Source organism: Salinibacterium sp. G-O1 (assembly GCF_030063305.1).
In the GTDB taxonomy this organism is placed as follows: domain Bacteria; phylum Actinomycetota; class Actinomycetes; order Actinomycetales; family Microbacteriaceae; genus Rhodoglobus.
In genome coordinates this window covers 909,770-935,561 of sequence record NZ_JASISV010000001.1, presented here as the reverse complement: position 1 = coordinate 935,561, position 25,792 = coordinate 909,770, and the positions used below count along the sequence as shown (strand labels likewise).

The window sequence follows — 25,792 nt, the reverse complement described above, 5'->3', positions numbered from 1 at the left end:
AGACCTAGGTCGACTCTGCGTCGTGCGGAGCGGGCAGATTTTCGCTCAGCGTTCGCTGCCGCTGGGCATATGCGGACTCGGCTGGCGGCCGGACGACCGCGGGCGCCGCTGGCTCGTCCGGACCGTCGAGCAGCGCCTCGCGGATGATTCGACGCGGGTCGTACTGCCGCGGATCCATCTTCTTCCAGTCGATGTCGTCGAAGTCGGGACCCATCTCCTCGCGCATGCGCTCTTTGGCGCCGTCTGCCATCCGCCTGATCGACTTGACCAGTCGAGCGAGTTGGGAGGCGTAGTAAGGAAGGCGCTCGGGACCGAGCAGGAAGACAGCAATAATCCCGATGACGAGAAGTTTGTCGAAAGTGAGACCGAAGGACACTCGCTCAGGATAGCCGCTGTATGGCGCAAGTAACCATAGAGTTGGCCCTGTGAGGAGCACCACGTGTCAGAAAAGCTGTTGAGCTGGAAGTTCGCCGAGGAGTTTGCCGTCGAACGCACCGACATCGGAGCGGCGCGCCTGCATTCCTTCGAACTCGGAATCGAACCGATATCCCCATCGATGGGCGCCCAGCTGGCTGTAATCGCCGCGGCGACCGGCCCTACCAACATGATCGAGATCGGCACCGGCCTTGGCGTCAGCGGAATGTGGCTGATGCACGGTGCACCAGAGGCCGTTCTCACTACTATCGACTCAGAGCTGGACTACCAGCAGCAGGCCCGCAAGGCTTTCGGCGATGCCGGAATCCCAGCAAACCGCATCCGGCTCATCTGCGGTCGAGCCCTGGACGTGTTGCCCCGGATGAACGAGGGCAGCTACGACCTGGTCTTCATCGACGGAGACCCGCAGTCCGTGATCGAGTATGTGGAGCATGGGCTGCGACTGGCCCGCAAGGGTGGCACGGTTGTTGTCGCCCACGCGCTCTGGAAGGGCAGGGTGGCCGATCCGGCTCAGCGCGACGACGTGGTGGCGAACTTCCGGTTCCTGCTCAGCGAGATCGCCAGCTCCGATGACGTCATCTGCGCCCTGTCACCGGTGGGCGACGGTCTGCTTCAGCTCACCAAGCTGACCGACTGACCTCCCGTTACTGAGGGCAAAAAACAGATCGGACGCCGCCCGAAGGCGACGTCCGATCTGGAACAGTCAGACTGTTGCGACGACTCCGGCAAGAGCGTCGTGGAGTTCCTTCGCCTCGGCGTCGTTGACGGAGACGACGAGTCGTCCTCCACCCTCGAGCGGCACGCGGACGATAATGAGGCGACCTTCTTTGACAGCCTCCATCGGCCCGTCACCGGTCCTCGGTTTCATGGCAGCCATGATGGTTCCCCTTTCACAAAGATTCGTTTCTATTATCGTTCATTCCTCGCCTATCGAGAAAACGAGGGCTGCGCGGTGCGCCTTACGGTGGCGTCCAGTCAACGCCGTCGACCCACCAGCCGATGTCCACCCACGCCACCTGGCCCACTATGCACAGGGCAACCAGCAGCACCCGGTAGGTCTTTGATTTCGGAAGTGCCAGCAGGCCGAGCGCGGGGAAGAGCGGCACGAGGAGTCGAAAAATGCTCGACTGCGGGAAGAATACGGCCAGCAGGTACAGCGAGTAACTGACGATCCACAGCCGCAGGTCGACTCCGATACGGCGAGACCAGGGCGATGCCAGCAACGCGAAAAAACCTGTGACGACGATCACGAGCAGGAGGAGAAGCAACGGCTGTGGCATCCCGAACCAGGGAGCCCAGAAGCTCGTGGCACTCACCCAGGCAGTGAAGGGAACAAGCTCGCCCTGCCCGATGTAGGCGGCGCGCCAGGCCAACTCTGTGCGTGTGTACGCCTCCAGCGACCCGGTGACGCCCCAGGCGATGAGAAGCCAGGCAATGCCACACAGGGCGCTGAAGAGCCCCACGACGATGGATGCGACCCGCTCGCGTAGCGGGAACGCCTGCCTGTTGCGTGCCTGCGGCCGCTGCATCCACCACCGGTGAGCGACGTGCAGCAGCATCGTCAGGGCGAACGCCAGGCCGCTGGGGCGGGTGAGCGACATGACGGCGATCACCGGAATGAGCATCCAATAGCTGCGCCGGATCAGCAGGTAGAGCGCGAGGGTGAGCAGCAGAAGGTGCATCGGCTCCGCGTACGTCACCTGCAGGATCGGCGACAACGGCGCAACACAGAAGAGCACGACCGAAAAGAGTGCCGTACTGGCCGGCACCACGAGCCGCATGAGCTTGTAGAACATGAGGGCCGCGGCAAGGGCGAAGCCCACAGACACGAACACCGCCACGACGGGGAAGCTCTGGCCGGTCAGCTCCATGAACAGCCTGACGACCGCGGGATACGCCGGCATGAAGGCCCAGGCGTTCTCGGCGATGTTGCCGTCCGCGGTCAGCGGCAGGCTCGTGGGATAGCCCACGACACTGATGATGTAGTACCAGTGGCCGTCCCAGATGGCCGCGAAATCGAAATAGTCTGGGTGCGCTGCGGTCCAGGCATTGGTGCCCTGCCTGGCGGCAAACCACAGCATGATCGCGGTGGTGACCACCCTGGACGCGGCGAAGATGACGATCACCTTCACCCACCACGGCGTGCGCCGGTAGCGGGCAGAAAGGGTTAGGGCGCGGTCAGCCACGCACGCAGCCCCCGCTCGCATTCGAGGATCTCGCTCACGGCAACCCGCTCGTCGTCGGCGTGCGCCTTCAACGGGTCGCCCGGGCCGTAGTTCACGGCCGGAATGCCGAGGGCCGAGAACCGAGAGACGTCGGTCCAGCCGTACTTCGGGGCGGCCTCCCCACCGACGGCGGCGAGGAAGTCCTGCGCAAGGGGCGCGTCGAGCCCGGGGCGTGCACCCTCGGCCATGTCGGTGATCTCGAGATCGAAGCCGGCGAAGACCTCGCGGAGGTGCGCCTCGGCGTCTGAGGCGCTGCGGTTTGGCGCGAACCTGAAGTTGACGCTGACGGCGGCCAGGTCGGGAATCACGTTGCCAGCGACCCCGCCCGAGATGCCGACGGCGTTCAATCCCTCGCGGTACACCAGCCCGTCCACCTCGGTCTGGGCTGGCTCGTACGCCGCGAGGATCGCCAGCACCGGAGCGAGGTCGTGGATGGCGTTGTGCCCCACCCAGGAGCGGGCGGAGTGCGCCCTCAGACCGCGCAGCGTGATGGTCGCGCGGGCCGTGCCGTTGCATCCACCCTCGATTCTCGCGCTCGTTGGCTCACCCAGGATGGCGAAATCTCCCTCGAGAAGGTCGGGCCTGGTGCGGGCGAGCCTGCCGAGACCGTTGAGCGCACTGGCGACCTCCTCGTGGTCGTACCAGATCCAAGTGAGGTCGACCGGGGGTGCGTCCAGTTCGGCGGCGAGCTTCAACGCGACGGCGACGCCGCCCTTCATGTCGACGGTTCCACGGCCGACGAGGAATCCATCGGCCTCCACCACCGGGAGGTTGTCGTTGATCGGCACGGTGTCGATGTGGCCGGCGATGACGACGCGCTTGCTGCGCCCGAGGGTGGTGCGCGCGACGATGGCGTCGCCATCCCGCGTGATCTCGAGGTGATCGCACCCGGTGAGCGAGAGGACGATCGCGTCTGCGATGAGCCGCTCATCCCCCGACACCGACTCGATGTCGCAGAGTTGCTGCGTGAGCTCGACCGAGCTCGCCGTCAGGTCGAGCAGAGGGATCGCATGGTTGGTGTCAGTCACCCGACCAGTTTAAGTACTCTTGAGGTATGACTTCGCGCGCCGCATGGGGCTACGGGCTTGCCACCGTAGCCGGAGATGGAACCGTTCTCGACACCTGGTTCCCCAAGCCCGCCCTCGGCGCTCTGCCTGACGGCACAGATCCGTACATTGCGCCAGCCGAATTCGAAGACCTCGAAGGCGCAGACGAGCGTCGCAATGTCACCCTCGACTTCCGCACGGTGGAGATCGATCTGGATGCCCCGCCGGCGTCCACGCCAGACGCCTACCTGCGCCTGCACCTGCTCAGCCACCTGCTCGTGAAGCCCAACACGATCAACCTGGATGGCATCTTCGGCCACCTGCCGATCGTCGCGTGGACCAACGCCGGCCCCGTGCATCCTGCCGACTTCGACCGCCTGCGCCCGCAGCTGCAGCGTGCCGGCATCAGCGCAACCGGCATCGACAAGTTCCCGCGACTGCTCGACTACCTGTCGCCGGCTCGCGTGCGCATCGCCGATGCCTCGCGCGTGCGCCTCGGCGCCCATCTCTCCCCCGGCACCACGGTCATGCATGAGGGCTTCGTGAACTTCAACGCAGGAACGCTCGGCACCTCCATGGTCGAGGGCCGCATTTCACAGGGGGTCGTGGTCGGCGACGGCGCGGACATCGGCGGTGGTGCATCCATCATGGGCACCCTCTCTGGCGGCGGAACGGAGCGCGTCTCGATCGGAGCCCGCGCACTGCTCGGGGCGAACTCGGGCGTCGGAATCTCGATCGGCGACGACACCGTCGTCGAGGCAGGGCTGTACGTCACGGCCGGCACCAAGGTCATCCTGGCCGACGGCGCCAAGGTCAAGGCCGTCGAGTTGAGCGGGATGCCAGGGCTGCTGTTCCGGCGCAACTCGGTGACCGGCGCGGTCGAGGTTCTCACCCGTTCTGGCAAGGGCATCGAGCTCAACTCCACCCTGCACGCGTAACGGCCGCGCGGGCGTCCCGCCCGTCCCCCTCCCCCTCCCGGCAGATCGAGAGTGCGCGTTTTGTCGCTTTAGCTCGGGCTTAGCGACAATTTGCGCACACTCGATGGTGGAAAGAGGGATGCCATGCCGCGGGACGCGCGCGGCGGCGCGGCGGCGGGCGCGGCGGCTAGCAGCCGCGCGGGCGTCCCGCCCGTACCGCCCCTCCCGGCAGATCGAGAGTGCGCGTTTTGTCGCTTTAGCTCTCGCTTAGCGACAATTTGCGCACACTCGATGGTGGAAAGTGGGATGCGGCGGCGCGACCACGCAGGCGCGCACGGGTGCGCGGCGGCGCGCACGGGCGCGCGGCCGAGGGGCTAGCGCTGAGGCCAGTCCCTGATCTCAGATCCCGTGTACAGCTGCTGCGGACGCCCGATCTTGGTGCGGGGGTCTTCGTTCATCTCGCGCCAGTTGGCGATCCAGCCGGGGAGACGGCCGATAGCGAACAGGACGGTGAACATGCGCGGCGGGAATCCCATCGCCTTGTAGATCACGCCGGTGTAGAAGTCGACGTTCGGGTAGAGCTTTCGCTCGATGAAGTAGTCGTCGGCCAGCGCGACGGCCTCGAGCTCCTTGGCGATCTCGAGAAGGTCGTCATGAACCCCGAGCGCGGACAGCACCTCGTCGGCGCTCTCTTTGACGAGTGTCGCGCGCGGGTCAAAGTTCTTGTAGACCCGGTGGCCGAATCCCATCAGACGGATGCCGTCTTCTTTGTTCTTGACGCGTTCGATGAACTGCTCGACGCCTTCGCCGGAAGCCTTGATCTCACCAAGCATCTTGAGCACGGCCTCGTTCGCCCCGCCGTGAAGCGGACCGTACAGCGCGTTGATGCCGGCGGAGACCGAGGCAAAGATGTTGGCCTCGGTCGAGCCGACGAGTCGCACTGTCGAGGTCGAGGCGTTCTGCTCGTGGTCTTCGTGCAGGATCAGCAGGCGGTCGAGCGCCTTCGAGAGCACCGGATTGACCTCATACGGCTCCGCATTGTTGCCGAAGTTCAGCTTCAGGAAGTTGTCGACGAAGCTCAGGCTGTTGTCCGGGTACAGGAATGCCTGGCCGAGGCTCTTCTTGTGGGCGTAAGCCGCAATGACCGGGAGTTTAGCGAGCAGACGGATGGTCGAAATCTCGACCTGCTCAGGATCGCGCACGTCGAGCGAGTCTTCGTAGTACGTCGACAGGGCGGATACCGCGCTGGACAGCACCGACATCGGATGCGCGCTGTGCGGCAGCGCGTCGAAGAAGCGGCGCAGGTCTTCGTGCAGGAGTGTGTGGCGGCGAACCTTCTCGTCGAACTCGCCGAGCTGATCCGGCGTGGGAAGCTCACCGTAGATCAGCAGCCAGGCAACCTCGAGGTACGTCGAGTGCTTGGCGACATCTTCGATGGCGTATCCGCGATACCGAAGGATGCCCTTGTCACCATCGATGTAGGTGATCTCGCTGCGGGTGGATGCGGTGTTCACGAAGCCCTGGTCGAGGGCCGTGTATCCCGTCTGCTTCATGAACGTGGAGATGTCGATCGAGTCGAAACCATCCGTGCCCCGGACCACCGGGAACTCAGCGCTCCCTCCGGGAAAATGGAGAGTGGCCTTCTCGGGGTCTGGAGCGGCTGCATTCACCCTTACAGCTTAGGGTGCGCCACAGACCACTGTCACATGGGGCAAAGGATGCGCCCGTGGGTTAGAGGGACCCTACAGTTTCAGGCGGGCGACGGCCGCGTCAATATCGGCATCCGTCGCGGTGAGTGCAATGCGAATGTGCTTCGCCGGGGACTCCCCATAGAAGGTGCCCGGCACGACGAGAATGCCCAACTCGGCAAATTCGGCGACGGATGCCCAGGAATCCTGCCCCTTCGTGGCCCACAGGTAGAGCCCACCCTCGCTGTGGTCGACCCGATACCCGGCGGCCTCCACGGCGGGAAGCAGTCGCGATCGACGGGACCGGTACAGCTCCCGCTGGGTGGCGACATGCTCTTCGTCACCGAGAGCTGCGATCATTGCGCGCTGCACGGGCGCCGGCGGGATAAGTCCGAGGTGCTTCCGCACCCCGAGGAGTTCGGCGATAACCCCGCTGCACCCGGCAGCGAAAGCGGCACGGTAGCCGGCCAGGTTGGATTGCTTGCTGAGCGAGTAGACGGCGAGCACCGAGCGGCGATCGTCGCCAATCACGCGCGGGTCGAGGATCGACGGCGTGGCCGTCTCGGTTTCCCAGCTCAGCTCCGCGTAGCACTCGTCGCCGGCGATGATCGCCCCGAGCTCACGCGCTCTCGCGACCGCTGCGCGCAGTTCGTCGACTGTCAAGACCCTGCCGTCGGGGTTTCCGGGACTATTGACCCAGATCAGGCGGGTGTTTTCGGGCCAGTCTGCCGGATCATCGGATGCCACAACCGTCGCCCCGACCATGGCGGCACCGATCGCGTATGTCGGGTACGCCACGGCGGGCTGCACCACGACGTCGTCTTTGCCGAGCCCCAGCATCAGCGGCATGAGGGCGATCAGCTCTTTCGATCCGATGGTCGGCAGCACGTTGGCGACGCCGAGCCCGCTCACCGACCTGCGACGCTGAAACCACTCCACGATCGCTTCGCGCAGCGCGGGGGTGCCCATCGTCTGGGGATAGGCGTGCGCGTCGGTCGCGGCAGCGAGCGCGTCCCGAATCACTGCTGGGGTCGCGTCGACGGGCGATCCGACGGACAGGTCGATCATGCCGTCCGGATGCGCTTTCGCGCGCTCGCTGTACGGCGTGAGCGAATCCCACGGAAAGTCAGGAAGCGCGAGGCTCATTCTGACGAGCCGCCACCTTCGGGCAGCGCGGAAATGAGTGCGTGGTCTTTGTGGATGACGCCGACCTTCGCGGCTCCACCGGGCGATCCGACCTCGTCAAAGAATTCGACGTTCGCCTTGTAGTAGGCCGCCCACTTATCGGGAAGGTCGTCTTCGTAGTAGATGGCTTCGACGGGGCAGACCGGCTCGCACGCACCGCAGTCGACGCATTCGTCCGGGTGGATGTACAGCATCCGGTCGCCTTCGTAGATGCAGTCGACGGGGCATTCGTCGATGCAGGCGCGGTCTTTGAGATCGACGCAGGGCTGAGCGATGACGTACGTCACTGGAGATCGGAACCTTTCGAAGCTGAGGCTTCAACTTTACCCGGTTGCACGCTGTGAACTGGACGTGTGAATCGCGGCCAGGCGAGCACGATCGCCGCGAGGACCACGGGGGCGTACGTCCAGGTGTACCCGGCCGGGTTGGCGGGGATGAGCACGCTGCCGCCGGTGGTCTGCATCGACAGAAGCGCGGAGGCTCCGAGCAGGCCCACTGCGGCGCATCCTGCCACTATGCGCGTCTCGAACACCAGCCGCAGCCCCGTCAGGATGGCCGCGGTCACGATCACGGCGGTGATGATGCCCCACGGCACGATCACCGGCCCCACAGCAACCGTGGCCTGGTGTGCAGCGGTGAGGGTCACGCCCGCGAAGGCACCGAGCACCGTGGCCACGACGAGCGCAACCACCCGGCTGAACAGGCTCTGGTCGTGAAACTCGCTGCCGGTGTGGGGACGCACTCTGGTGTAGGTCTCGACGGCGTCGATCTGGCGCGGGGCACCCGATGACAGCGAGAAGGTGTCGCCGTCGACGCTCACCTGTGTGCGGTGGGCGGCGAGCGCTGCGCGCTTGCGTTCCAGCACGGGACGCGACTCGACCCTGAGTGGGCCAGGCTTCGCACCGGGACTGTCGACAACATAGAACGGCACTCGCACGACCTCGGCGGCGGCGCGAGTTGCGTCGTGGGCCCTTACATGGTCGGGATGTCCGTAGCCACCGTCTGCGGCGCAACTCACCACTACGTCGGGCTTGCGATCGATGATCACGGCGGCGATGTCTGCTGCAACATCGCCGAGTTCCGCTGCGGTGAGGGATTCCGGGTCGACGGGATGCATGGCCTCGGCGCCCTTCGCGCCCCAGCGCATCCCGGAGTCGAGGTAGCGACGCGGAGGTCGCCCGTCCCAGCGGGCCCCGTCCAGACCGAGATACAGGTGGTCGGTGACGCCGAGCGCTGCGAGAGCCTCGTTGAGTTCGCGCTCCCTCTGCACGGCAAGCCCGGCGCCAGCGAGGTGCTGCAGGTCGGCGGGAATGATCTCTCCCAGCTCCCCTCTCGTGCAGGTGAGTACGGTGACGATGGCGCCGCGCTCGACGAGGGTCGCGATGGCAGCACCCGTGGCGATTGTCTCGTCGTCGGGGTGGGCGTGTACGAATAGCACTCGCTCAGGCATGCGTCTCCTTGTTTTGATCCAACTAGACAGGATAGGCATAGCCGGGTATCGTTTTATCGGTTAGGTAAGCCTTACCAACCCTAAGTTTCCGAAAGCTGTTCGTGCTCTCCAATTTCCTCATCGGCCTCCGCGAGGGCCTCGAAGCAGGCCTCATCGTCGGCATCCTCGTCGCCTATCTCATCAAGATCAGCCGACGTGACGTGCTCCCCCGTCTCTGGATGGGCATCGGCGCTGCGATCGCGATCTCCCTGGCCACCGGCGCCATCCTGACCTGGGGTCCGTATGGCCTGAGCTTCCAGGGGCAGGAGATTCTCGGCGGCGCCCTGTCGATCCTCGCCGTCATTCTGGTCACCTGGATGATCTTCTGGATGGGAAGCCACGCCCGCAGCCTCAAGGGTGAACTCCAGTCGAAACTGGATGCGGCCGTCGCCGGCGCAGGGCTCGGCATCGTCGTGGTCGGCTTCGTGAGTGTGGGTCGTGAGGGGGTCGAGACGGCCCTGTTCATCTGGGCCAGCGTCAACTCCGGCGCCAACGCCGTCGTCGGCACGGTCTCCGCGATCGTGGGCATTCTGGTCTCGGTCGTCATCGCCTACCTGATCTATCGCGGACTCGTGCGCATCAACCTTTCGAAGTTCTTCACCTGGACGGGGCTGTTCCTCATCCTTGTGGCCGCCGGCGTTCTCTCCTACGGCATCGGCGACCTGCAGGAGGCCGGAGTCGTCGCCGGACACAGCCAGATCGCGTTCAGCCTGGCCACGGCCATCCCGCCCTCCAGCTGGTACGGCACCATCCTCAGCGGCCTGTTCAACTTCACGCCAGAGCCAACGTGGCTGCAGTTCATCGCCTGGCTTGCGTACCTGATCGTCATCACCACCCTGTTCCTGCGCAGGGTCGGAGGCGGTCGCGCGGCCATCGCCACAGACGCGCCCGTCGCCAACACCGCAACGACACCGATCGTTGCCAGCAACCCCATCTGACTCTCCCCCACCCCTCGCACGAGCACACCCCAGACCAGGAGCACTGCCATGCCCAACCGACTTCTCATCGGCGTCGCCGGAGCCGCAACACTCGCTCTCGCGCTGTCCGGCTGCGTTCCCAACAACGCGGCGTCGACCACCGCACTCACCGTGGCCATCACGGACGACACCTGCGCCGTCTCAGACTCAACGGCAGCGGCCGGGGCGATCAGCTTCTCGATCACCAACTCGGGCACTGGCGTCAACGAGTTCTACATCTTCGCCGAAGACAAGCTGCGCATCGTCGGCGAGAAGGAGAACATCACCCCCGGCCAGACGGCCTCGTTCGTCGCGCAGCTCGAGCCCGGCACCTACTACACGGCTTGCAAGTTCGAGCGTGTCGGGGCTCCCATCGGGGTCGCCGAGTTCACCGTGACCGGCGATACCGTCACCGGTTCCACCAGCGACCGGGCACTCGAAGAGCAGGCCGTCACCAACTACATCGCCTACATCACGTCGCAGGTCGACGAACTGGTGCCCCAGGTCGCTGCGTTCGCCACTGCCTACGCGGCGGGAGACGACGAGACAGCGCGCTCACTCTTCGCCAGCGCTCGTGTCTCGTACGAGCGCATCGAACCCACCGCCGAGGCGTTCGGCGACCTCGATCCCAAGATCGACTACCGGGAGGTGGATGCCACGGCCGAGGGCCTCGACTGGACCGGATTCCACCGCATGGAGAAGGACCTCTGGGCGCCTCAGGCCGGCGACCTCAACTCTGACGGCGAATCCGCGCTGCTCGATTGGGCCCCATCGACACCGCAGGAGCGACAGGACATCGCTGACGGGCTCGTCGCGAACGTGCAGGAACTGTCCGATTTGGTCAACGCGGACGACTTCACCGTCACCCTGGCCGACATCAGCAATGGCGCCATTGCGCTTCTGGACGAGGTCGCCGTCGGCAAGATCTCCGGCGAGGAGGACTGGTGGTCTCACTCAGACCTCTACGACTTCTTCGGCAACGTGCAGGGCGCCGAGGTCGCCTTCGGCAACGTGAAGGACATCGCCTCGAGCAAGGGCGCCGAGAGCAGCGCTCTCGTCGACGACATCGAGGCCGAATTCGCCGCGCTCAAGACCCTGCTCGGCACCTACGGAAGCCTGGAGTCAGGATTCACCAGCTACGACACCGTGACCGCTGCGGAACGCAAGGCGCTGTCAAACCAGGTGAACGCCCTGGCCGAGCCGCTGTCGAACCTCACGCACATCGTGCTCGGGGTGGCCGAGTGACGACCCAGACCCCCGCCGAACCTGAACCCACAGCAACCGGGCTCTCTCGCCGCGGGCTGTTCGGGCTGGCCGGGGCCGGCGTCGCCGGTGCCGCCCTCGGTGGGGCATCCGCCGCCGCCGTCATGTCCGGTGGCGGTGCAGCGAATTCCGCCGGGGTCATCACCACTTATCCCTTCTTCGGCGACCATCAGGCGGGCATCACCACCGCCGCGCAGGACAGGCTGCATTTCGCCGCGTTCGACCTCTCTGAGACGACGAGCCGCGACGAGCTCATCGAGTTGCTGAAGGACTGGTCGTTCGCGGCCGCCCGCATGACCCAGGGGCAGGATGTCACGGAGGCCGGGGCCGTCAACGGCTCCCCGCTGGCCCCTCCCGACGACACCGGCGAAGCTCTCGACCTGCCGGCGAGCGCCCTCACCATCACGTTCGGCTTCGGCCCCACACTCTTCACGACGGACGACGGCGTCGACCGCTTCGGCATCGCCAGCCAGAAGCCGGCCCTGCTCGCCAAACTCCCCCGCTTCTCCGGCGACGCCCTGATTCCCGGCGCCGGGGGCGGCGACCTCTGCATCCAGGCCTGCGCCGACGATCCGCAGGTGGCGGTGCACGCCATCCGCAACCTGAGCCGCATCGCATTCGGCCGAGCCTCGATTCGCTGGTCGCAGCTGGGGTTCGGGCGCACATCATCCACCTCGACCTCGCAGGTCACCCCAAGAAACCTGTTCGGGTTCAAAGACGGCACGGCCAACATCAAGGCCGAAGACCCCACCACCGTGAACGACCAGGTCTGGGTCGGAAACGACGACGCCGCGTGGCTCACCGGTGGAAGCTACCTCGTCACCCGCAAGATCCGGATGATTATCGAGGCCTGGGATCGCACCATGCTCGGCGAACAGGAGCGGGTCATCGGCCGCAACAAGGGCGAGGGCGCACCGCTGTCTGGCGGATCCGAATTCTCGGAGCTCGACTTCGAGTCGAAAGGCGCCGCCGACCAGCCGCTCATCGACACCGACGCGCACGTCCGCCTCGCACACTCATCCGTCACCAAGGGCTCACAGCTGCTGCGCCGCGGCTACAACTACGTCGACGGCAACGACGAGCTCGGACGATTGGATGCCGGGCTCTTCTTCATCTCATTCCAGCGCTCCCCCCAGCAGTTCATCGACGTGCAGTCGAATCTCAGCCGCGATGCGCTCAACGAGTACATCAAGCATGTCGGGTCAGCCATTTTCGCTGTACCGCCGGGTGCGGCATCCGGGAGCTACGTCGGGGCGAGCCTCTTCGGCTGATCCGGCCGCGCCGGAGCTGCTACGAGATCGAGGTGACCGTGTAGTTCACGATGGTGTCACCATCGCTGGTGGTGACGACGACGGCGACGTTGTATTTGTCGCTCGTGAACGTGGCAAGAGACCCGCCGTCGGTGGAACCCCCGACGCCGTCGGCCTCCGTGAATCCTGCCCCGGCCAACTGTGACTTCACGGTCTCGAGGGCCGAAGCGTTGTTGGTCTTGATGGTGACATTCCAGATCCGCGAGTCGTCGGATGACATTCCCGCGCCGAACTGCACCTCGCCGTCGACGAGGGGAATCTCGCTCGGGAAGCTCTCGGGAACCGAGGGTCCGCCGATATCCACGTCTCCGCCGGTCGCCTGCTCGATGATCGACTCGACCGGGTTGAAGCCACACCCTGCGAGCGCGGGAGTGATCGTGACAGCCAGTGTCACGGCGACGAGCACCCTCAGGCGGGAAGCTTTCACGGCCACAGCGTAGCGCGTTGCGGCGGCGGAGGGAATGGCGACCTTCTCCGGGAAATGCACAAACCGCGCGCCAAGGGCTGATCGCCCCCGACGCGCGGCCGGTTGGTTGCTGTTAGGCGTTCTGCTTCTTGCGCTGTGAGTATGCACGGGCGCGAGCGTTCGAGTCGAGCTCGACCTTGCGGATGCGGATCACCTCGGGTGTGACCTCGACGCACTCGTCTTCGCGAGCGAACTCGAGGCACTCTTCGAGGGTCAGCTTGCGCGAAGGAGTCATGCGCTCGAACGTGTCAGACGTCGACTGGCGCATGTTGGTGAGCTGCTTCTCCTTGGTGATGTTCACGTCCATGTCATCTGCACGCGAGTTCTCACCAACAACCATTCCCTCGTAGACCTCTTGGGTCGGCTCGACGAAGAACGACATGCGCTCCTGCAGGGCCGTCATGGCGAACGGAGTGGCAACACCTGAGCGGTCTGCGACGATCGAGCCGTTGGTGCGGGTCTCGATGGCGCCTGCCCACGGCTCGTACCCGTGCGAGATCGCGTTGGCGATTCCGGTTCCGCGGGTGATCGTGAGGAACTCGGTGCGGAATCCGATGAGCCCGCGCGACGGCACGACGAACTCCATGCGAACCCAGCCGGTGCCGTGGTTTGTCATGGTGATCATGCGACCCTTGCGGGCGGCCAGCAGCTGGGTGATAGCTCCGAGGTGCTCTTCGGGCGAGTCGATCGTGAGGTGCTCGAAGGGCTCGTTGAGCTTGCCGTCGATGTGCTTCGTGACCACCTGTGGCTTGCCGACGGTCAGCTCGTAACCTTCGCGACGCATCTGCTCGACCAGGATGGCGAGAGCAAGCTCTCCACGTCCCTGGATCTCCCAGGCATCCGGGCGGCCGATGTCGACCAGCTTGATCGAGACGTTACCGACGAGCTCGCGGTCGAGGCGATCCTTGACCATACGGGCGGTCAGCTTGTGGCCCTTGACCTTGCCGATGAGCGGGCCGGTGTTGGTTCCGATCGTCATCGAGATGGCGGGGTCGTCGACCTTGATGGTCGGCAGCGGGCGAACGTCATCCGGGTCTGCAAGGGTTTCACCGATGGTGATGTCCTCGAAGCCTGCGACAGCGACGATGTCGCCGGGGCCCGCAGATTCGGTCGGGAAACGGTCGAGCGCCTTCGTGATCAGCAGCTCGGTGACGCGCACGTTGTGCACGCTGCCGTCGTGCTTGACCCAGGCAACGGTCTGCCCCTTCTTGATCGTGCCGTTGAAGACACGCAGCAGGGCGAGGCGGCCGAGGAACGGCGAGGCGTCGAGGTTGGTGACGTGCGCCTGCAGGGGGTGCGCGTCATCGTAGGTGGGTGCCGGGATGTGCTTGATGATCGCGTCGAACAACGGCTCGAGGTCGTCGTTGTCTGGCAGCGAACCGTTCTCGGGCCGGTTCCAGCTCGCGGCACCGTTACGGCCGGAGGCGTACACGACGGGAACGTCGAGAACGGCGTCGAGGTCCATGTCGGGGAAGTCATCGTGCATGTCGCTCGCGAGGCCGAGGAGCAGATCCTGGCTCTCGGTGACGACCTCGTCGATGCGAGCATCGGGGCGGTCGGTCTTGTTGACGAGCAGGATGACGGGGAGCTTGGCCTCAAGAGCCTTGCGCAGCACGAAACGCGTCTGTGGCAGCGGGCCCTCGCTGGCGTCAACCAGCAGCACGACGCCGTCGACCATGGACAGACCGCGCTCGACCTCGCCACCGAAGTCGGCGTGGCCCGGGGTGTCGATCACGTTGATCGTGATCGGTCCGCCGTCGCCGTTTGCCGCGGCGTGGATGCCCTTGTACGAGATCGCCGTGTTCTTGGCGAGGATCGTGATGCCCTTCTCACGCTCGAGGTCGTTCGAGTCCATCGCACGCTCCTCAAGGTGAGCGTGTTCGGCGAATGAGTTGGTCTGCCTGAGCATGGCGTCAACGAGGGTTGTCTTGCCGTGGTCAACGTGGGCGACAATCGCCACGTTGCGCAGGTCTGAGCGTGTGGCGATTGCCATAGCGTATTCCTTCTAGTTCTGGTCGTCAGAGGCCTTGGAGGCGGCGCGAGTCTCGCGACGCTCGCGCTGCGCAAGCGGATCTGGCAGCGGCACGGCGGCGATAAGCCGCTGCGTGTAAGGGTCTTTGGGGTGTCGCAGGATCTCGTCTCGAGTTCCCTGCTCAACTAGTCTACCGCGATGCATGACCGCAATCCTGTGCGCGAGGATATCCACCACCGCCAGGTCATGGCTGATGAAGAGGCAGGCGAACTGAAGTCTTTGCTGGAGTTCCTGCAAAAGATCGAGGAATCGGGCCTGAACTGAGACATCCAGAGCGCTCGTCGGCTCGTCGGCGACGAGCAGTTGCGGGGTCAGTGCGAGCGCCCGCGCGATGCCAACGCGCTGGCGCTGACCACCGCTCAACTCGTGCGGGTAACGGTTGCGGTAGCTGGTCGGCAGTTCGACAGAACTCAGCAGCTCCTCCACCCGCAGGTCGAGCGCTTTGCCCTTGGCCTGCCCGGCGAGCAGCAGCGGCTCGCCGATCGACTGGCCTATGGGCATCCGGGGATTCAGGCTCGACCCAGGGTCCTGGAAGACGATTCCGGTCTTCTGGCGCAGCGGTCGCAGATCTTTCTGGCTCGCGTTCGAGATGTCGTGTCCGACGACGGTCAACGTGCCCTGAGAGATCGGCAGCAGGCCGACGGATGCCCGACCCAGGGTGGTCTTGCCCGAACCCGACTCCCCCACCAGTCCCACGATCTCGCCGGGAAACACGTCAAGGTTGATGTTCTCCGCCGCACGGAACGCCGGCACCCGTCCGCGTTTGGGGTACTCGATCGACACGTTCTCGAACGACAGCACGGCCTCGCGGGTGTCGGTGCGAGCGGTGGTCACGCGCAGCGACGTCTCGAGTGTGGCCGCGCCCAGGTGCGGCACCGCCGCGAGCAGCGACTTCGTGTAGTCGGCGGTCGGCTTCGTGAATACATCGATGACGGTGCCGGTTTCGACGGCGAGGCCATCCTTCATCACCATGATGTGGTCGGCGAGGTCGGCCACAACACCCATGTCGTGAGTGATCAGGATGATCGCACTGTCGAGCCGCTTGTGCAGGCTGCGCAGCAGATCCAGGATCTCCGCCTGAACCGTCACGTCGAGGGCGGTGGTGGGCTCGTCAGCGATGAGCAGCACCGGGTCGCAGGAGATCGACTGGGCGATCATCGCGCGCTGGCGTTGTCCGCCCGAGAGCTGGTGGGGATATTTGTTGAACGCGTTGGCAGGATCCGGCATCTCGACCTTGTCGAGCAGATCGATCGCGCGCCTTTTCGCCTCGCTGGGGGTGAGATCGAAATGGGAGCGCAGCGCTTCCATGATCTGAAAACCGATCGTGTAGACCGGGTTGAGTGCGGTCATCGGCTCTTGGAAGATCACGGCGATCTGGTTGCCCCGCACCTTCATGAGCTCGCGTTCGGGAATGCCCTGCAGCTCGGTGCCGAGCAGCTTGATCGAGCCGGTCACCATCGCGTTGGCGGGCAGCAGGCCGAGCAGAGCCATGGAGCTCGAGCTCTTTCCTGACCCCGATTCGCCGACGATGGCGAGCACCTCACCGCGTTTGACCGAGTAGTTCAGGTCGATGGCGGCGGGATAGAAGGTTCCGTCGACCCAGAAGTCGACCCCGAGCCCAGTGACCTCCAGCACAGTTTCGGCCGTGTCTGTGGTCGGTGTTGTCGTGGCCATCAGCTGACCTTCCCTGCTGGTGCGAACGTGCGATCTGCGAAGCTGGGGCAATGCGTTTCGCCCCCACCACCTTCCGCCCCGTCTTCGGTCGAATTCTTGGTGTGGTTGTGGAGCTCATCGCCGGTCTGGGCATCGTCGGTTTCATCGTCGCCGGTGATGCAGAGGCGCTGCTGCGGTATGGATGGGGCCTGCTGCTGCTGATCGCCGTGGTGGACGCGCTGTTCTGGCGACCCAGCCTGCATGTCGCCGAACACGCGATCACGGTTCGCAACGTCTTCAGCACCATCACTGTGCCGTGGCCGGCAATCCAGCGCATCGACACGAAGTACGCGCTCACGCTCTATACGAGCGCCGGCAAGGTGGCCGTCTGGGCGAGTCCCGCGCCGAATCGCTACGCCGCGCACAATGCTGCGGCATCGGATGCCCGGCTCGCCTCCAACGGAATGGGCGCCGTTCGCCCCGGCGACCTTCTCTCCACGGGGAGCGGTGCCGCGGCCTTCGTGATCCGCCGCCACTGGGACGAGTTGCGCGACGACGGGCTGCTTGACGCGGGCTACGAAGCCGGGAGCGTGCGCCGCGACATCCATTGGGTGACGATCGTCGTGCTCGGCGTGCTGGCTGTCGCGACCGTTCTGGGCATCGCGCTCTAGCGAGCGCATCACTTGTCGCCCGCCTTCTGCGAGCCGGCGACGGGCTGGCCGGCACGCTTCGCCTTCGCCAGCGCTCCGCCCGTGGGCATGCGCTTCTGGCGTGGATCGAAGGCATCGCGCAGACCGTCGCCGATGAAGTTGATGCACAGCGCGATCGCGATGATGAACAGGCCAGGCCACCAGAACAGCCAGGGCCGGGTCGAGAACGCCGCCTGGTTCTCGCTGATGATCTTGCCGAGCGAGGTGTCTGGCGCCTGCACCCCGTAGCCGAGGAAGCTCAGCCCGGTCTCGATCAGGATCGCGGCCGCCATGAGCAGCGTCGAGTTTACGATGATCACGCCGATGGCGTTGGGCAGGATGTGGCGGAAGATGATTCGCGCATCGCGAGCGCCGGCCACGCGGGCGGCATCGACGAACTCACGCTCTCGCAGCGTCAGGAACTCGCCGCGCACGAGCCGGGCGAGTCCGGTCCAGAGCACGAGGCCCAGGATCAGCGCGAGCACCGGTGCACCGGCGAAGCCGAACCGGCGTCCGAGAACTGCACCAATGACGATGACGGGGATCGTGATGATGATGTCGGTGAAGCGCATCAGCACGGCGTCGGTGATGCCGCGATAGAAGCCGGAGACGGCTCCGACGACGGTGCCGATGATCGTGGCGATGCTCCCCACGATGACCATGATCATGAGTGATTGCTGAGTGCCTCGCATCACGACGGCGAAGATATCGCGACCGACCTGATCCTGCCCGAACGGGTGATTACCGAAAGACAGGGGAAAAACCGTGAGCGTTGGACGGCCCCCGTTCTCGATCGCGCCCGCGACGTTCCACGTGAACGGCCACCATCCACCCGGCTTGAAACTACCGAACTGTGGGCCCACCGAGGTGAATGCCAGCACGATGATGAACAGGAGGGCGAACATCGCGATAAGAGCACCACGATGGCGGAAGAACCGCTTGCGAACGATCTGACCCTGGCTGAGTCCGGCAATGTCCTTGATTTCGATCGAGGATTCATCGTCGGTGCCGCCGGGCGCGTGGTGGCCAGGCTGTTGCACTGGGGGTTCGAGGTTGGTCATCAGGACACCCGGATTCGTGGATCAAGACCCGCGTACACGAGGTCAGCGAGCAGGTTGAAGAGGATGGCGAGCCCACCGGTTACCAGGAAGAAGGCCATGACCGGGTTCGGATCGACGTGGTCGAGTCCGTTCTGGAACAGCTGCCCCATGCCGACGAAACCGAACACCCTCTCTGTGATCACAGCCCCGCCGATGATGCCGCCGATGTCGAAGGCGACGATGGTGGCGATCGGGATGAGCGCGTTGCGGAAGGCGTGACGCACCACGACTGTGCGTTCGGTGAGTCCCTTGGCGCGGGCGGTGCGGATGTAGTCCTGGTTCATCACCTCCAGCAGGCTTGCCCGGGAGTATCGCGTGTAGCTCGCGAACGAGATCAGGATCAGTGCGATCGTCGGCAGCAGCAGGTGCGTGAAGAGGTCGACGCCGTGCACCCAGAGCGACCCTTCGAGTCCGGGAGTTGCTGATCCGACCGTGGCAATCGGCCGGCCCTTGATGCGGCCGGAGTTTGCGTACTGGTTCCAGACGAACATGAACCTGTCGAGCGCGATCAGCCCGGCCACCAGGAATCCTGTGATGGCGGCAGTCCTGGCCACGGGCAGTCGGTCTGCACCGCCCCAGAACCAGCCGATGGCGAAGCTCACGCCGATGGTGACGAGCGCCAGCAGCGCGAGGCTCCACGCTTCGAGGCTGAGGGAGAAGCCGTAAAGGAACGGGTAGTAGATGGCGATCCCGACGCCAGCCACGGTGAGGGCTGCGTAGAGCGCCCTGCGACGCTTGAGCCCCGTCGAGATCACCGTGACACCGAAGGCGACGGCTATCGACGAAATGATGATCCCCACGATCCCGATGTGAGGCGTCGAGAACCAGTCGCTCAGGTCCAGGTAGAACAGGATTCCTGCCGTCGCGACGGCCGCGATCCCGAAGGTCAGCAGCTTCTGCAGGCCCTTTCGCGGAATGATCGACATCCAGATCAAACCGGAGACGACGGCGATTATCGGGATGATCCAGTATTCGATCTTCGGATCAGCGAGAAAGTCGTTGAAGCCGATGGCGATGTACTGCTTCAGCAGTACAGCGACCCAGAAGATCGGCAGCGAGAAGAAGAGAAAAGAGATGAAGGTCACGCCGTAGTCGTAACCGCTGTATTGGCGAAGCGCCGTGGTGATACCCACCGTGATGCCCAGAATGATGGCGACGAGGCTCGCGATGGTGACCAGTTGGAGGGTGGACCCCGCGGCTTGCGCCAGCAGGATGGTCACCGGCTGGTTTTGTACAGTCACGCCCAGGTCGCACTGGCCGATGAAGCATTTGCCCACGCCCGCGAGCCAGATGAAGTACCTCAGGAACGGGGGAACATCGAGATTCAGCAATCGCGTACGGGACTCGATGAGCTGTGCCTTGTTGGGGGCGGTGCTGGTTCGCAGATCCTCAAGAGGGTCACCTGACAACGCCGTCAGGATGTACATGAGGTAAGTGGCTGCGAGAAGAATGAAGATCGACGCGATGAGGCGCCTGATGACGAATGTTGCCACGAACGTGACCTGCCTTACTGCATCTTCCGGAATGGCGGACGCTGGGACCTTTCGGCCCCAGCGCCCGTCGCTAGCTAACGGTTGCGACTAATCGAGACCTCTCGACTAGGCGCCGACCGGGCTCCATTCCCAGATGTTCCAGAAGATCGTCGGCGAAAGCGTCGACGGGGAGATGTTCGCGATCTTCGTTTCGTCGAATGCGGTCACCGCCGGGAACTGGAAGATCGTGACCCCATAGAAGTCATCCCACAGCAGCTTGTCGATCTCGATCTGGATCTCGATCTGCTTGGCGGGGTCGAACTCCTTGCCCAGCTCATCCGTCAGCTTGTCCATTTCTGGGTTGTTGTAGAAGCTGAGGTTGTTGATGCCCTTCGAGTTGTAGTTCGGCGGCGGGCCGTTGGTCACGCCGAGGCTCGTCGACTGCCATCCGAACAGCGAAGCGTCGTACTTGCCAGGAGTGCCGAGGAGTCCGCCCCAGTCAGGGCTCGAGCAGTCTGTGACGTTGAAGCCAGCGAGAGCACCGGACTGCTGGATGAGCAGGAACTCGTTCGCGCGACGAGGGTTCGTCGACGAGAAGAGCATGCAGACCTCGGGGTTGGTGACACCAGCTTCGGCAAGCAGCGCGGTGGCGCCGGCAATGTCGACGTCGGCGTAGTTGGCGGAGCCGTTCGAGGCGACCGAGTCGTCGTAGCCTTCCGCGCCGGGCAGGAACACCTGCGAGTCACGAGTGGTGGCATCCGGCTGGATCGGCACGATGAGCTTGTCGACGATTTCCTGCCGCGGAATGATCTTCATGAACGCCTCACGGATGAGGGGGTTGTTGAAGTGTCCGCTCTTGGACTGGTCGAACTGCAGGTCGATGTGCTCGTAGGTGCCCTCGTAGCCGCCGACGACGGTCACGTCGAGCGCGGCAAGCGCATCGGCAACGTCAGCCGTCGCCTGGGGCGAGATGACCTGAACTTCACCATTCTGAAGCGCCTGAACTGCTGCGAGCGGGTCAGTAATGAATCTGACCGTGACCTCGGCGACCTCTGGCTTGTGATCGCCGACGTAGTTCTCGTTGGCCGTCAGGGTGATGTACTGATCTGCCACGAAGTCGGTGATCGTGTACGGACCGTTGCTGACCACCAAACTCGTGTCTGACGGCATCTCGGTGAAGTTGAACCCGGTGTTCCAGAAGTTCGCGATCTTCGCCATCGACGCGGTGTCGCTGTCTGTGATCGCCTTGATGAGTGCGTCTTTCGCCTTCTGCGGGTCGTCGATTCCCAGAGCGTTCGCGGCCACAACGTGCGCGGGGAGGCCAACGTTGGTGAACTGGAGGTCCCAGTCGACGAACGGAGCATCCCAGGTCATGGTGATCGACTTCTTGTCGTCGCTCACCTCGGGCAGTTGGCTTACCAGTCCAGGACCGGTCGTTGGGTCCGCGCCTGAGTCGAAGTAGACGACATCGGTCGGAAAGTCAGGGGTGAACGCACCGGTGTCAGGATCGGTGAATTCGGTCGCGTCGAAGTCTGGGGTGTTCTCGGCCCCTGACAGCGACACCCATTTGAGCAGCAGGTCGGCAGCGTCGACGGCGGTGCCGTCAGACCACTTGACGCCGTCGGCGATCGTGTACTTCACGACCAGAGGATCTTCCGACACCATCTCGTACGATCCGAACGAGGTGTCGTCGACGAGAGCAGGGGTGTCGTCGTAGAAATTGAACTGCGCGTTGGTCGCGTAGGTGATGTTGTTGTTCGCCGTCGCGTTTCCGAATGACGTCTCACCGTTGTATGAGTAGAACGGCTGATTCCACGCCACCGACAACGATGATCCTTCGACGATCTCTGACTGCGGAGCTGAGCAGCCGGAGAGGACGAGAGCACCGACGGCGACTGTGGCAGCTGCTACTGCGAATCGTCTGATTCTCAATTTTCCTCCTGTGCAAGATGAGCGAACGCCGCGCCAAGATTCAGCGCAGCGTTGCGCCTGATCTTCACACCCTAAACGGGGGTAGACCGTGCCCGACATGGCGCGCGCGAAACGTTACACACCGGTAACGAACAGCGAGAGTTTCTCGAAAAATCGACAGTACGGTGCACAAAACCGGCATCAAACGCACGATTATTGCGTCGGCGGCGCATCCCGCGCTGATGTCTCGTCCGAGGAGATAAGCAGTTCAGCTGCCGACGAACTACGCGCCCAGAGTGATTCCCGCTCCGGGGATCGCTGCGAGCAGCTCCTGTGTGTACTGTTCCTTCGGGTTGTCAAATACCTCGCTCGTGGAGGCCGCTTCGACAATCCTGCCCTTGCGCATCACGCACACGTTGTCGGCGATGAGCCGCACCACCGCGAGGTCGTGAGTGATGAATAGATAGGTCAGGTCGAGTTCTGACTGCAGCTCGCCCAGCAGGGCGAGGATCTGGGCCTGAACCAGCACATCGAGCGCCGACACTGCCTCGTCGAGCACGACGATGTCGGGCTTGAGCGCCAGCGCTCGCGCGATGGCCACACGCTGCCGTTGCCCACCCGACAGTTCGTTGGGGTACCGGTCTACGAGCTTCTTCGGCAGGGAAACCTGGTCGAGCAGTTCCAGAACACGGGCCTGCTGTTCGCGAGCGTTTCCGACGCGATGCGCCACGAGCGGTTCGGCGATCGTCGCGCCGATGTTGTACAACGGGTCGAGAGATCCGAACGGGTCCTGGAACACCGGTTGCATGCGTCGACGAAGCGCGAGCAAATCTTTGCCGCGTGTGGTCGAGAGGTCACGGCCATCAACAACGATGCGCCCTGATGTCGGCTCGTCGAGCTTGAGCACGAGTCGCGCGACGGTCGATTTGCCCGAGCCCGACTCCCCCACCAGAGCGGTGGTTGTGCCTTTGGCGATGGAGAACGACACAGAGTCGACGGCGGTGAACGGCTCGCTCCTGAGCTTGCCGGAGCTGATCCTGAATACCTTGGTGAGATTCTCCACCTGCACAGCGGGTGGGGCGGCCAGGGCACTCGCTGCATGCGCCGCACGCTCCTCGGCGGTGCGAGCCAGATCTACATCGGCGCTTTCGGCGTCGCGCTGATCGCGAGCCGCGATCGAACTCGCGCTGCCCTGAAGCCGGTGCGACGCCAAACTCGGCGCGGCTGCGACGAGCCGTTTCGTGTAGGGATGCTGCGGATTCTGCAGCAACTCGACCGACGGCCCGGCCTCCACGACGCGGCCCTTGTACATCACGACGAGTTTCTGGGCGCGTTCGGCCGCCAACCCCAGGTCATGGGTGATGAACAGCACAGACGTTCCACTCTCGGCCGTGAGCTTGGCGAGGTGATCGAGGATCACGCGCTGAACCGTCACGTCGAGCGCGGAGGTCGGCTCATCCGCAATCAGCAGTTTTGGGGTGGATGACAGGCCGATTCCGATCAGCACACGCTGCCGCATGCCGCCGGAGAACTGATGCGGATACTGGCGCATCCGCTGCGCGGCATCGCCAAGACCGGCGGATTCCAGCACCGCGATGGCCTTTTCGCGCGCGTCACGCCCGCGCTGGGCCTTGCCGTTGGCGACGAGGGTCTCTTCGACCTGGAAGCCAATGCGCCACACCGGGTTCAGGTTCGACATCGGGTCTTGCGGCACGAACCCGATCTGCTTGCCGCGCACACTTTCCAGCTCCTTCTCCGAGAGCTTGGTCAGGTCGACGCCGTCGAAAAGGATGCTGCCGCCGGTGATCTCTGCGGCACCGGGGAGGAGCTTGATGACGGAGAGTGCGGTCGTGGTCTTGCCGGAGCCCGACTCCCCCACGATGGCGAGCGTTTCACCCTGCAGCAGGGTGAGGCTCACCCCGTTGACGGCGGGCACCATGCCAGCCTGGGTGGCGAACGAGACCTGGAGGTCCCGAATTTCGAGCAGGGGCGCACCGATCCGGCGCTTGTCGGTAGGGGACGTAGTGGGAGTTGGCTGGCTCATCGGCGGGCCCTCGCTTTCGGGTCGAGCGCGTCTCTGATTACTTCACCCATGATGACGAATGCCAGGACCGTGCTGGTGAGCGCGATCGACGGCCACACCAGGGTCATGGGGTTGTTTCGTAGGTCGCGCTGTGCCGCGCTGATGTCGTTGCCCCAGGACATGACCGACGGCGGAAGGCCGACGCCCAGGAATGACAGGGTGGCCTCAGCGACGATCGCGCCGGCGAGCCCAATCGTCGTGATGACGATGACCGGGGCGATCGAGTTCGGCAGCACGTGGCGCCACAGGATCCGCAGCTGGCTGACACCGAGTGCGACCGCAGAGGTGACGTAGTCGGAATTCTTCACAGACAGCACCTGTCCACGCAAAATTCGCGCAGTACCCGGCCACGCGAAGAACCCGATCGCGAGAGAGATCACCAACACGTTGCGGTAGTCAACGAAGACGGACATGATGACGACCGCTGCGAGGAAGTAAGGGATGGCGAAGAAGATGTCACCGATGCGTGACAAGATCGCGTCTACCCAGCGGCCGAAATACCCGCCGAGTGCACCGAAAATGACTCCGATGACCGTGACAATCACTGTCGACAGGATGCCGACCGTGAGAGAGGTCGACGTACCGAAAATGATCCGGGAGAAGACGTCGCAACCCTGCTTCGTGTAGCCGAGAATGTGGCCGGCCGATGGACCCTGGTTGCTGAACTCGAGGCTGCACGACCGTGGATCAATCTGAGTGAAAAGTCCGGGGAAGACGGCGACGACGATCACGAGCAGGATGAAGACGCCCGAGATCCAGAAGAGGGGTCGTTGCCTGGCATCGCGCCAGGCATCGATGTAGAGGTTGCTGGGCCGGGAATCCTCGGCGACGCTGTCAGTGGCCTGAAGCGGGGTCTCTTCGATGGATGCGACGAAATGGGTGTCGCTCAATGGCTTGGGGGAATTCGGGCTATTTTCCATAGCGGATCCTTGGATCGAGGAAGGCGTACAAGACGTCAACGAGAAGATTGGACAGCAGGTACACGATCACAAATACCGTGACGAATGACACGACGGTCGGGGCTTCACTGAGGATGATCGCCTTGAAGAGGGTGTTGCCCACCCCGGGGACGTTGAAGATTCCCTCGGTGACGGTCGCGCCGACGATGAGCAGACCGAAGTCCGTTCCGATGAGAGTGACGACGGGGATGAGCGAGTTGCGCAGCACGTGGACGCGAATGATGCGCGGACGGCTCAGGCCCTTCGCTGTCGCGGTGCGCACGAAGTCGGCGTCGAGGTTCTCGATGACCGACGTGCGCGTCAGGCGGATCACATTGGCGACGACGAAGAACGCGAGCACGAAGGCCGGCAGGATCAACTCATTGAGCGGGGCGTCGCCACTGACGGTGGTACGGGCCCAGCCGAGCTTGATGCCGAAGACGAACTGCGCCAGGAACGCGAGCACGAAGATGGGCATGGAGATCAGCACCAGCGACAGCAGGAGCGAGACGGTGTCGAATACGCCGTTCTTGCGCAGCCCCGCGACCAGTCCGATGAGGATGCCGACGATCGCCTCGATGATGATCGCCATGACTGCCAGTCGGAAGGTGACAGGGAGCGTGCGCCCGAGGATGTCAGACACCTTCTGCCCCGAGAAGGTCGTGCCCAGGTCGCCGGTGAAGATGCCCTGAAGGTAGTAGAGGTACTGGATGAAGAAGGGCTGATCGAGGTGGTAGCGGGCGCGGATCGCGTCGGCCACCGCGGGGTTGAGACCTCGGTCACCGCCGAGCGCGGCAATGGGATCGCCCGGAAGCGCGAAGACCATGAAGTAGATCAGGAGAGTTGCGCCGAGGAACACCGGGATGACCTGGAGTACGCGGCGAAGGATGTACCAGAGCATCTGTCTAGACTTTTTCCTCAGCTGTTATTCGCG

General features: G+C 64.2%; 23 protein-coding genes. 6 read left to right on the top strand and 17 right to left on the bottom strand.

The window, feature by feature from the left end:
- Positions 1–4: 4 nt before the first annotated feature.
- Positions 5–376 carry a twin-arginine translocase TatA/TatE family subunit gene (locus tag QMG83_RS04595; protein ID WP_283504156.1) on the bottom strand — a complete coding sequence of 124 codons (372 nt, stop codon included), beginning with the start codon at positions 374–376 and terminating at the stop codon, positions 5–7.
- Positions 377–439: 63 nt separating this feature from the next.
- On the opposite strand from QMG83_RS04595, the gene QMG83_RS04590 reads away from it, so the two are divergent.
- Positions 440–1,072: an O-methyltransferase gene (locus tag QMG83_RS04590; RefSeq protein WP_283504155.1), complete on the top strand. Its 633-nt coding sequence runs from the start codon at positions 440–442 to the stop codon at positions 1,070–1,072.
- A 66-nt stretch (positions 1,073–1,138) separates the two neighbouring features.
- Here the strand turns inward: QMG83_RS04590 and QMG83_RS04585 are convergent, their stop codons facing one another.
- The 3 genes from QMG83_RS04585 to dapE all read right to left on the bottom strand — a co-directional run bounded on the left by QMG83_RS04585 (position 1,139) and on the right by dapE (position 3,667).
- A complete protein-coding gene (locus QMG83_RS04585) occupies positions 1,139–1,312 on the bottom strand; it encodes a DUF3117 domain-containing protein (RefSeq protein ID WP_283504154.1) in 174 nt (57 codons plus the stop codon).
- Positions 1,313–1,394: 82 nt separating this feature from the next.
- Positions 1,395–2,621: a hypothetical protein gene (locus tag QMG83_RS04580; RefSeq protein WP_283504153.1), complete on the bottom strand. Its 1,227-nt coding sequence runs from the start codon at positions 2,619–2,621 to the stop codon at positions 1,395–1,397.
- Positions 2,603–3,667, bottom strand: a complete 1,065-nt coding sequence (dapE, locus tag QMG83_RS04575) for a succinyl-diaminopimelate desuccinylase (RefSeq protein WP_283504531.1) — start codon at positions 3,665–3,667, stop codon at positions 2,603–2,605. Before dapE ends, QMG83_RS04580 begins: the two co-directional genes overlap by 19 nt.
- Positions 3,668–3,714: 47 nt before the next feature.
- Here dapE and dapD point away from each other — a divergent pair, with 47 nt between their 5' ends.
- Positions 3,715–4,644, top strand: coding sequence for a 2,3,4,5-tetrahydropyridine-2,6-dicarboxylate N-succinyltransferase (gene dapD / locus QMG83_RS04570; RefSeq protein WP_283504152.1), 930 nt, complete (start codon positions 3,715–3,717; stop codon positions 4,642–4,644).
- 353 nt (positions 4,645–4,997) lie between these two features.
- Here dapD and QMG83_RS04565 read toward each other — a convergent pair whose 3' ends face one another.
- From QMG83_RS04565 to QMG83_RS04550, 4 genes are all read right to left on the bottom strand, one after another.
- Positions 4,998–6,293: a citrate synthase gene (locus QMG83_RS04565; RefSeq protein WP_283504151.1), complete on the bottom strand. Its 1,296-nt coding sequence runs from the start codon at positions 6,291–6,293 to the stop codon at positions 4,998–5,000.
- Positions 6,294–6,365: 72 nt separating this feature from the next.
- Positions 6,366–7,457, bottom strand: a complete 1,092-nt coding sequence (gene dapC, locus QMG83_RS04560; RefSeq protein ID WP_283504150.1) for a succinyldiaminopimelate transaminase — start codon at positions 7,455–7,457, stop codon at positions 6,366–6,368.
- Positions 7,454–7,783, bottom strand: coding sequence for a ferredoxin (fdxA, locus tag QMG83_RS04555; RefSeq protein WP_283504149.1), 330 nt, complete (start codon positions 7,781–7,783; stop codon positions 7,454–7,456). The genes dapC and fdxA overlap by 4 nt, the downstream gene beginning before the upstream one ends.
- Positions 7,780–8,946, bottom strand: coding sequence for a PIG-L family deacetylase (locus tag QMG83_RS04550; RefSeq protein WP_283504148.1), 1,167 nt, complete (start codon positions 8,944–8,946; stop codon positions 7,780–7,782). The genes fdxA and QMG83_RS04550 overlap by 4 nt, the downstream gene beginning before the upstream one ends.
- Positions 8,947–9,047: 101 nt before the next feature.
- On the opposite strand from QMG83_RS04550, the gene efeU reads away from it, so the two are divergent.
- Genes efeU through efeB form a run of 3 tightly spaced genes read left to right on the top strand, consistent with a single transcriptional unit; the run spans position 9,048 to position 12,475 of the window.
- A complete protein-coding gene (efeU, locus tag QMG83_RS04545) occupies positions 9,048–9,923 on the top strand; it encodes an iron uptake transporter permease EfeU (protein ID WP_283504147.1) in 876 nt (291 codons plus the stop codon).
- Positions 9,924–9,971: 48 nt separating this feature from the next.
- The gene (gene efeO, locus QMG83_RS04540) at positions 9,972–11,186 is read left to right on the top strand and encodes an iron uptake system protein EfeO (RefSeq protein WP_283504146.1); all 1,215 of its coding nucleotides are present in this window, start codon (positions 9,972–9,974) and stop codon (positions 11,184–11,186) included.
- On the top strand, positions 11,183–12,475 hold the full coding sequence (gene efeB / locus QMG83_RS04535; protein WP_283504145.1) for an iron uptake transporter deferrochelatase/peroxidase subunit: 1,293 nt from the start codon (positions 11,183–11,185) through the stop codon (positions 12,473–12,475). Before efeO ends, efeB begins: the two co-directional genes overlap by 4 nt.
- Positions 12,476–12,494: 19 nt before the next feature.
- Here the strand turns inward: efeB and QMG83_RS04530 are convergent, their stop codons facing one another.
- From QMG83_RS04530 to QMG83_RS04520, 3 genes are all read right to left on the bottom strand, one after another.
- Positions 12,495–12,941 carry a hypothetical protein gene (locus QMG83_RS04530; RefSeq protein WP_283504144.1) on the bottom strand — a complete coding sequence of 149 codons (447 nt, stop codon included), beginning with the start codon at positions 12,939–12,941 and terminating at the stop codon, positions 12,495–12,497.
- A gap of 112 nt (positions 12,942–13,053) precedes the next feature.
- Positions 13,054–14,973, bottom strand: a complete 1,920-nt coding sequence (gene typA, locus QMG83_RS04525; protein ID WP_283504143.1) for a translational GTPase TypA — start codon at positions 14,971–14,973, stop codon at positions 13,054–13,056.
- Positions 14,974–14,985: 12 nt separating this feature from the next.
- Positions 14,986–16,686: a dipeptide ABC transporter ATP-binding protein gene (locus QMG83_RS04520; protein WP_283504142.1), complete on the bottom strand. Its 1,701-nt coding sequence runs from the start codon at positions 16,684–16,686 to the stop codon at positions 14,986–14,988.
- A 50-nt stretch (positions 16,687–16,736) separates the two neighbouring features.
- On the opposite strand from QMG83_RS04520, the gene QMG83_RS04515 reads away from it, so the two are divergent.
- On the top strand, positions 16,737–17,336 hold the full coding sequence (locus tag QMG83_RS04515) for a PH domain-containing protein (protein WP_283504141.1): 600 nt from the start codon (positions 16,737–16,739) through the stop codon (positions 17,334–17,336).
- Between the two features lie 8 nt (positions 17,337–17,344).
- Here QMG83_RS04515 and QMG83_RS04510 read toward each other — a convergent pair whose 3' ends face one another.
- The 6 genes from QMG83_RS04510 to QMG83_RS04485 form a co-directional block, all read right to left on the bottom strand.
- Positions 17,345–18,415 (bottom strand): ABC transporter permease, encoded by a 1,071-nt coding sequence (locus tag QMG83_RS04510; RefSeq protein ID WP_283504140.1) that lies wholly within the window; start codon positions 18,413–18,415, stop codon positions 17,345–17,347.
- A complete protein-coding gene (locus QMG83_RS04505; RefSeq protein WP_283504139.1) occupies positions 18,415–19,947 on the bottom strand; it encodes an ABC transporter permease in 1,533 nt (510 codons plus the stop codon). Before QMG83_RS04505 ends, QMG83_RS04510 begins: the two co-directional genes overlap by 1 nt.
- A gap of 105 nt (positions 19,948–20,052) precedes the next feature.
- Positions 20,053–21,858, bottom strand: coding sequence for an ABC transporter family substrate-binding protein (locus tag QMG83_RS04500; RefSeq protein ID WP_283504138.1), 1,806 nt, complete (start codon positions 21,856–21,858; stop codon positions 20,053–20,055).
- Positions 21,859–22,120: 262 nt separating this feature from the next.
- Positions 22,121–23,881 (bottom strand): dipeptide ABC transporter ATP-binding protein, encoded by a 1,761-nt coding sequence (locus QMG83_RS04495; protein WP_283504137.1) that lies wholly within the window; start codon positions 23,879–23,881, stop codon positions 22,121–22,123.
- The gene (locus tag QMG83_RS04490) at positions 23,878–24,840 is read right to left on the bottom strand and encodes an ABC transporter permease (RefSeq protein WP_283504136.1); all 963 of its coding nucleotides are present in this window, start codon (positions 24,838–24,840) and stop codon (positions 23,878–23,880) included. The genes QMG83_RS04495 and QMG83_RS04490 overlap by 4 nt, the downstream gene beginning before the upstream one ends.
- On the bottom strand, positions 24,830–25,759 hold the full coding sequence (locus QMG83_RS04485; protein ID WP_283504135.1) for an ABC transporter permease: 930 nt from the start codon (positions 25,757–25,759) through the stop codon (positions 24,830–24,832). Before QMG83_RS04485 ends, QMG83_RS04490 begins: the two co-directional genes overlap by 11 nt.
- Positions 25,760–25,792 lie beyond the last annotated feature (33 nt).

Coding starts and splice junctions, on each gene's coding strand:
- QMG83_RS04490 (WP_283504136.1), bottom strand. CDS start 24,840: ATGGAAAATAGCCCGAATTCCCCCAAGCCATTGAGCGACACCCATTTC.
- efeO (WP_283504146.1), top strand. CDS start 9,972: ATGCCCAACCGACTTCTCATCGGCGTCGCCGGAGCCGCAACACTCGCT.
- typA (WP_283504143.1), bottom strand. CDS start 14,973: ATGGCAATCGCCACACGCTCAGACCTGCGCAACGTGGCGATTGTCGCC.
- dapD (WP_283504152.1), top strand. CDS start 3,715: ATGACTTCGCGCGCCGCATGGGGCTACGGGCTTGCCACCGTAGCCGGA.
- dapC (WP_283504150.1), bottom strand. CDS start 7,457: ATGAGCCTCGCGCTTCCTGACTTTCCGTGGGATTCGCTCACGCCGTAC.
- QMG83_RS04485 (WP_283504135.1), bottom strand. CDS start 25,759: ATGCTCTGGTACATCCTTCGCCGCGTACTCCAGGTCATCCCGGTGTTC.
- QMG83_RS04520 (WP_283504142.1), bottom strand. CDS start 16,686: ATGGCCACGACAACACCGACCACAGACACGGCCGAAACTGTGCTGGAG.
- QMG83_RS04515 (WP_283504141.1), top strand. CDS start 16,737: ATGCGTTTCGCCCCCACCACCTTCCGCCCCGTCTTCGGTCGAATTCTT.
- QMG83_RS04585 (WP_283504154.1), bottom strand. CDS start 1,312: ATGGCTGCCATGAAACCGAGGACCGGTGACGGGCCGATGGAGGCTGTC.
- QMG83_RS04550 (WP_283504148.1), bottom strand. CDS start 8,946: ATGCCTGAGCGAGTGCTATTCGTACACGCCCACCCCGACGACGAGACA.
- QMG83_RS04495 (WP_283504137.1), bottom strand. CDS start 23,881: ATGAGCCAGCCAACTCCCACTACGTCCCCTACCGACAAGCGCCGGATC.
- QMG83_RS04510 (WP_283504140.1), bottom strand. CDS start 18,415: ATGACCAACCTCGAACCCCCAGTGCAACAGCCTGGCCACCACGCGCCC.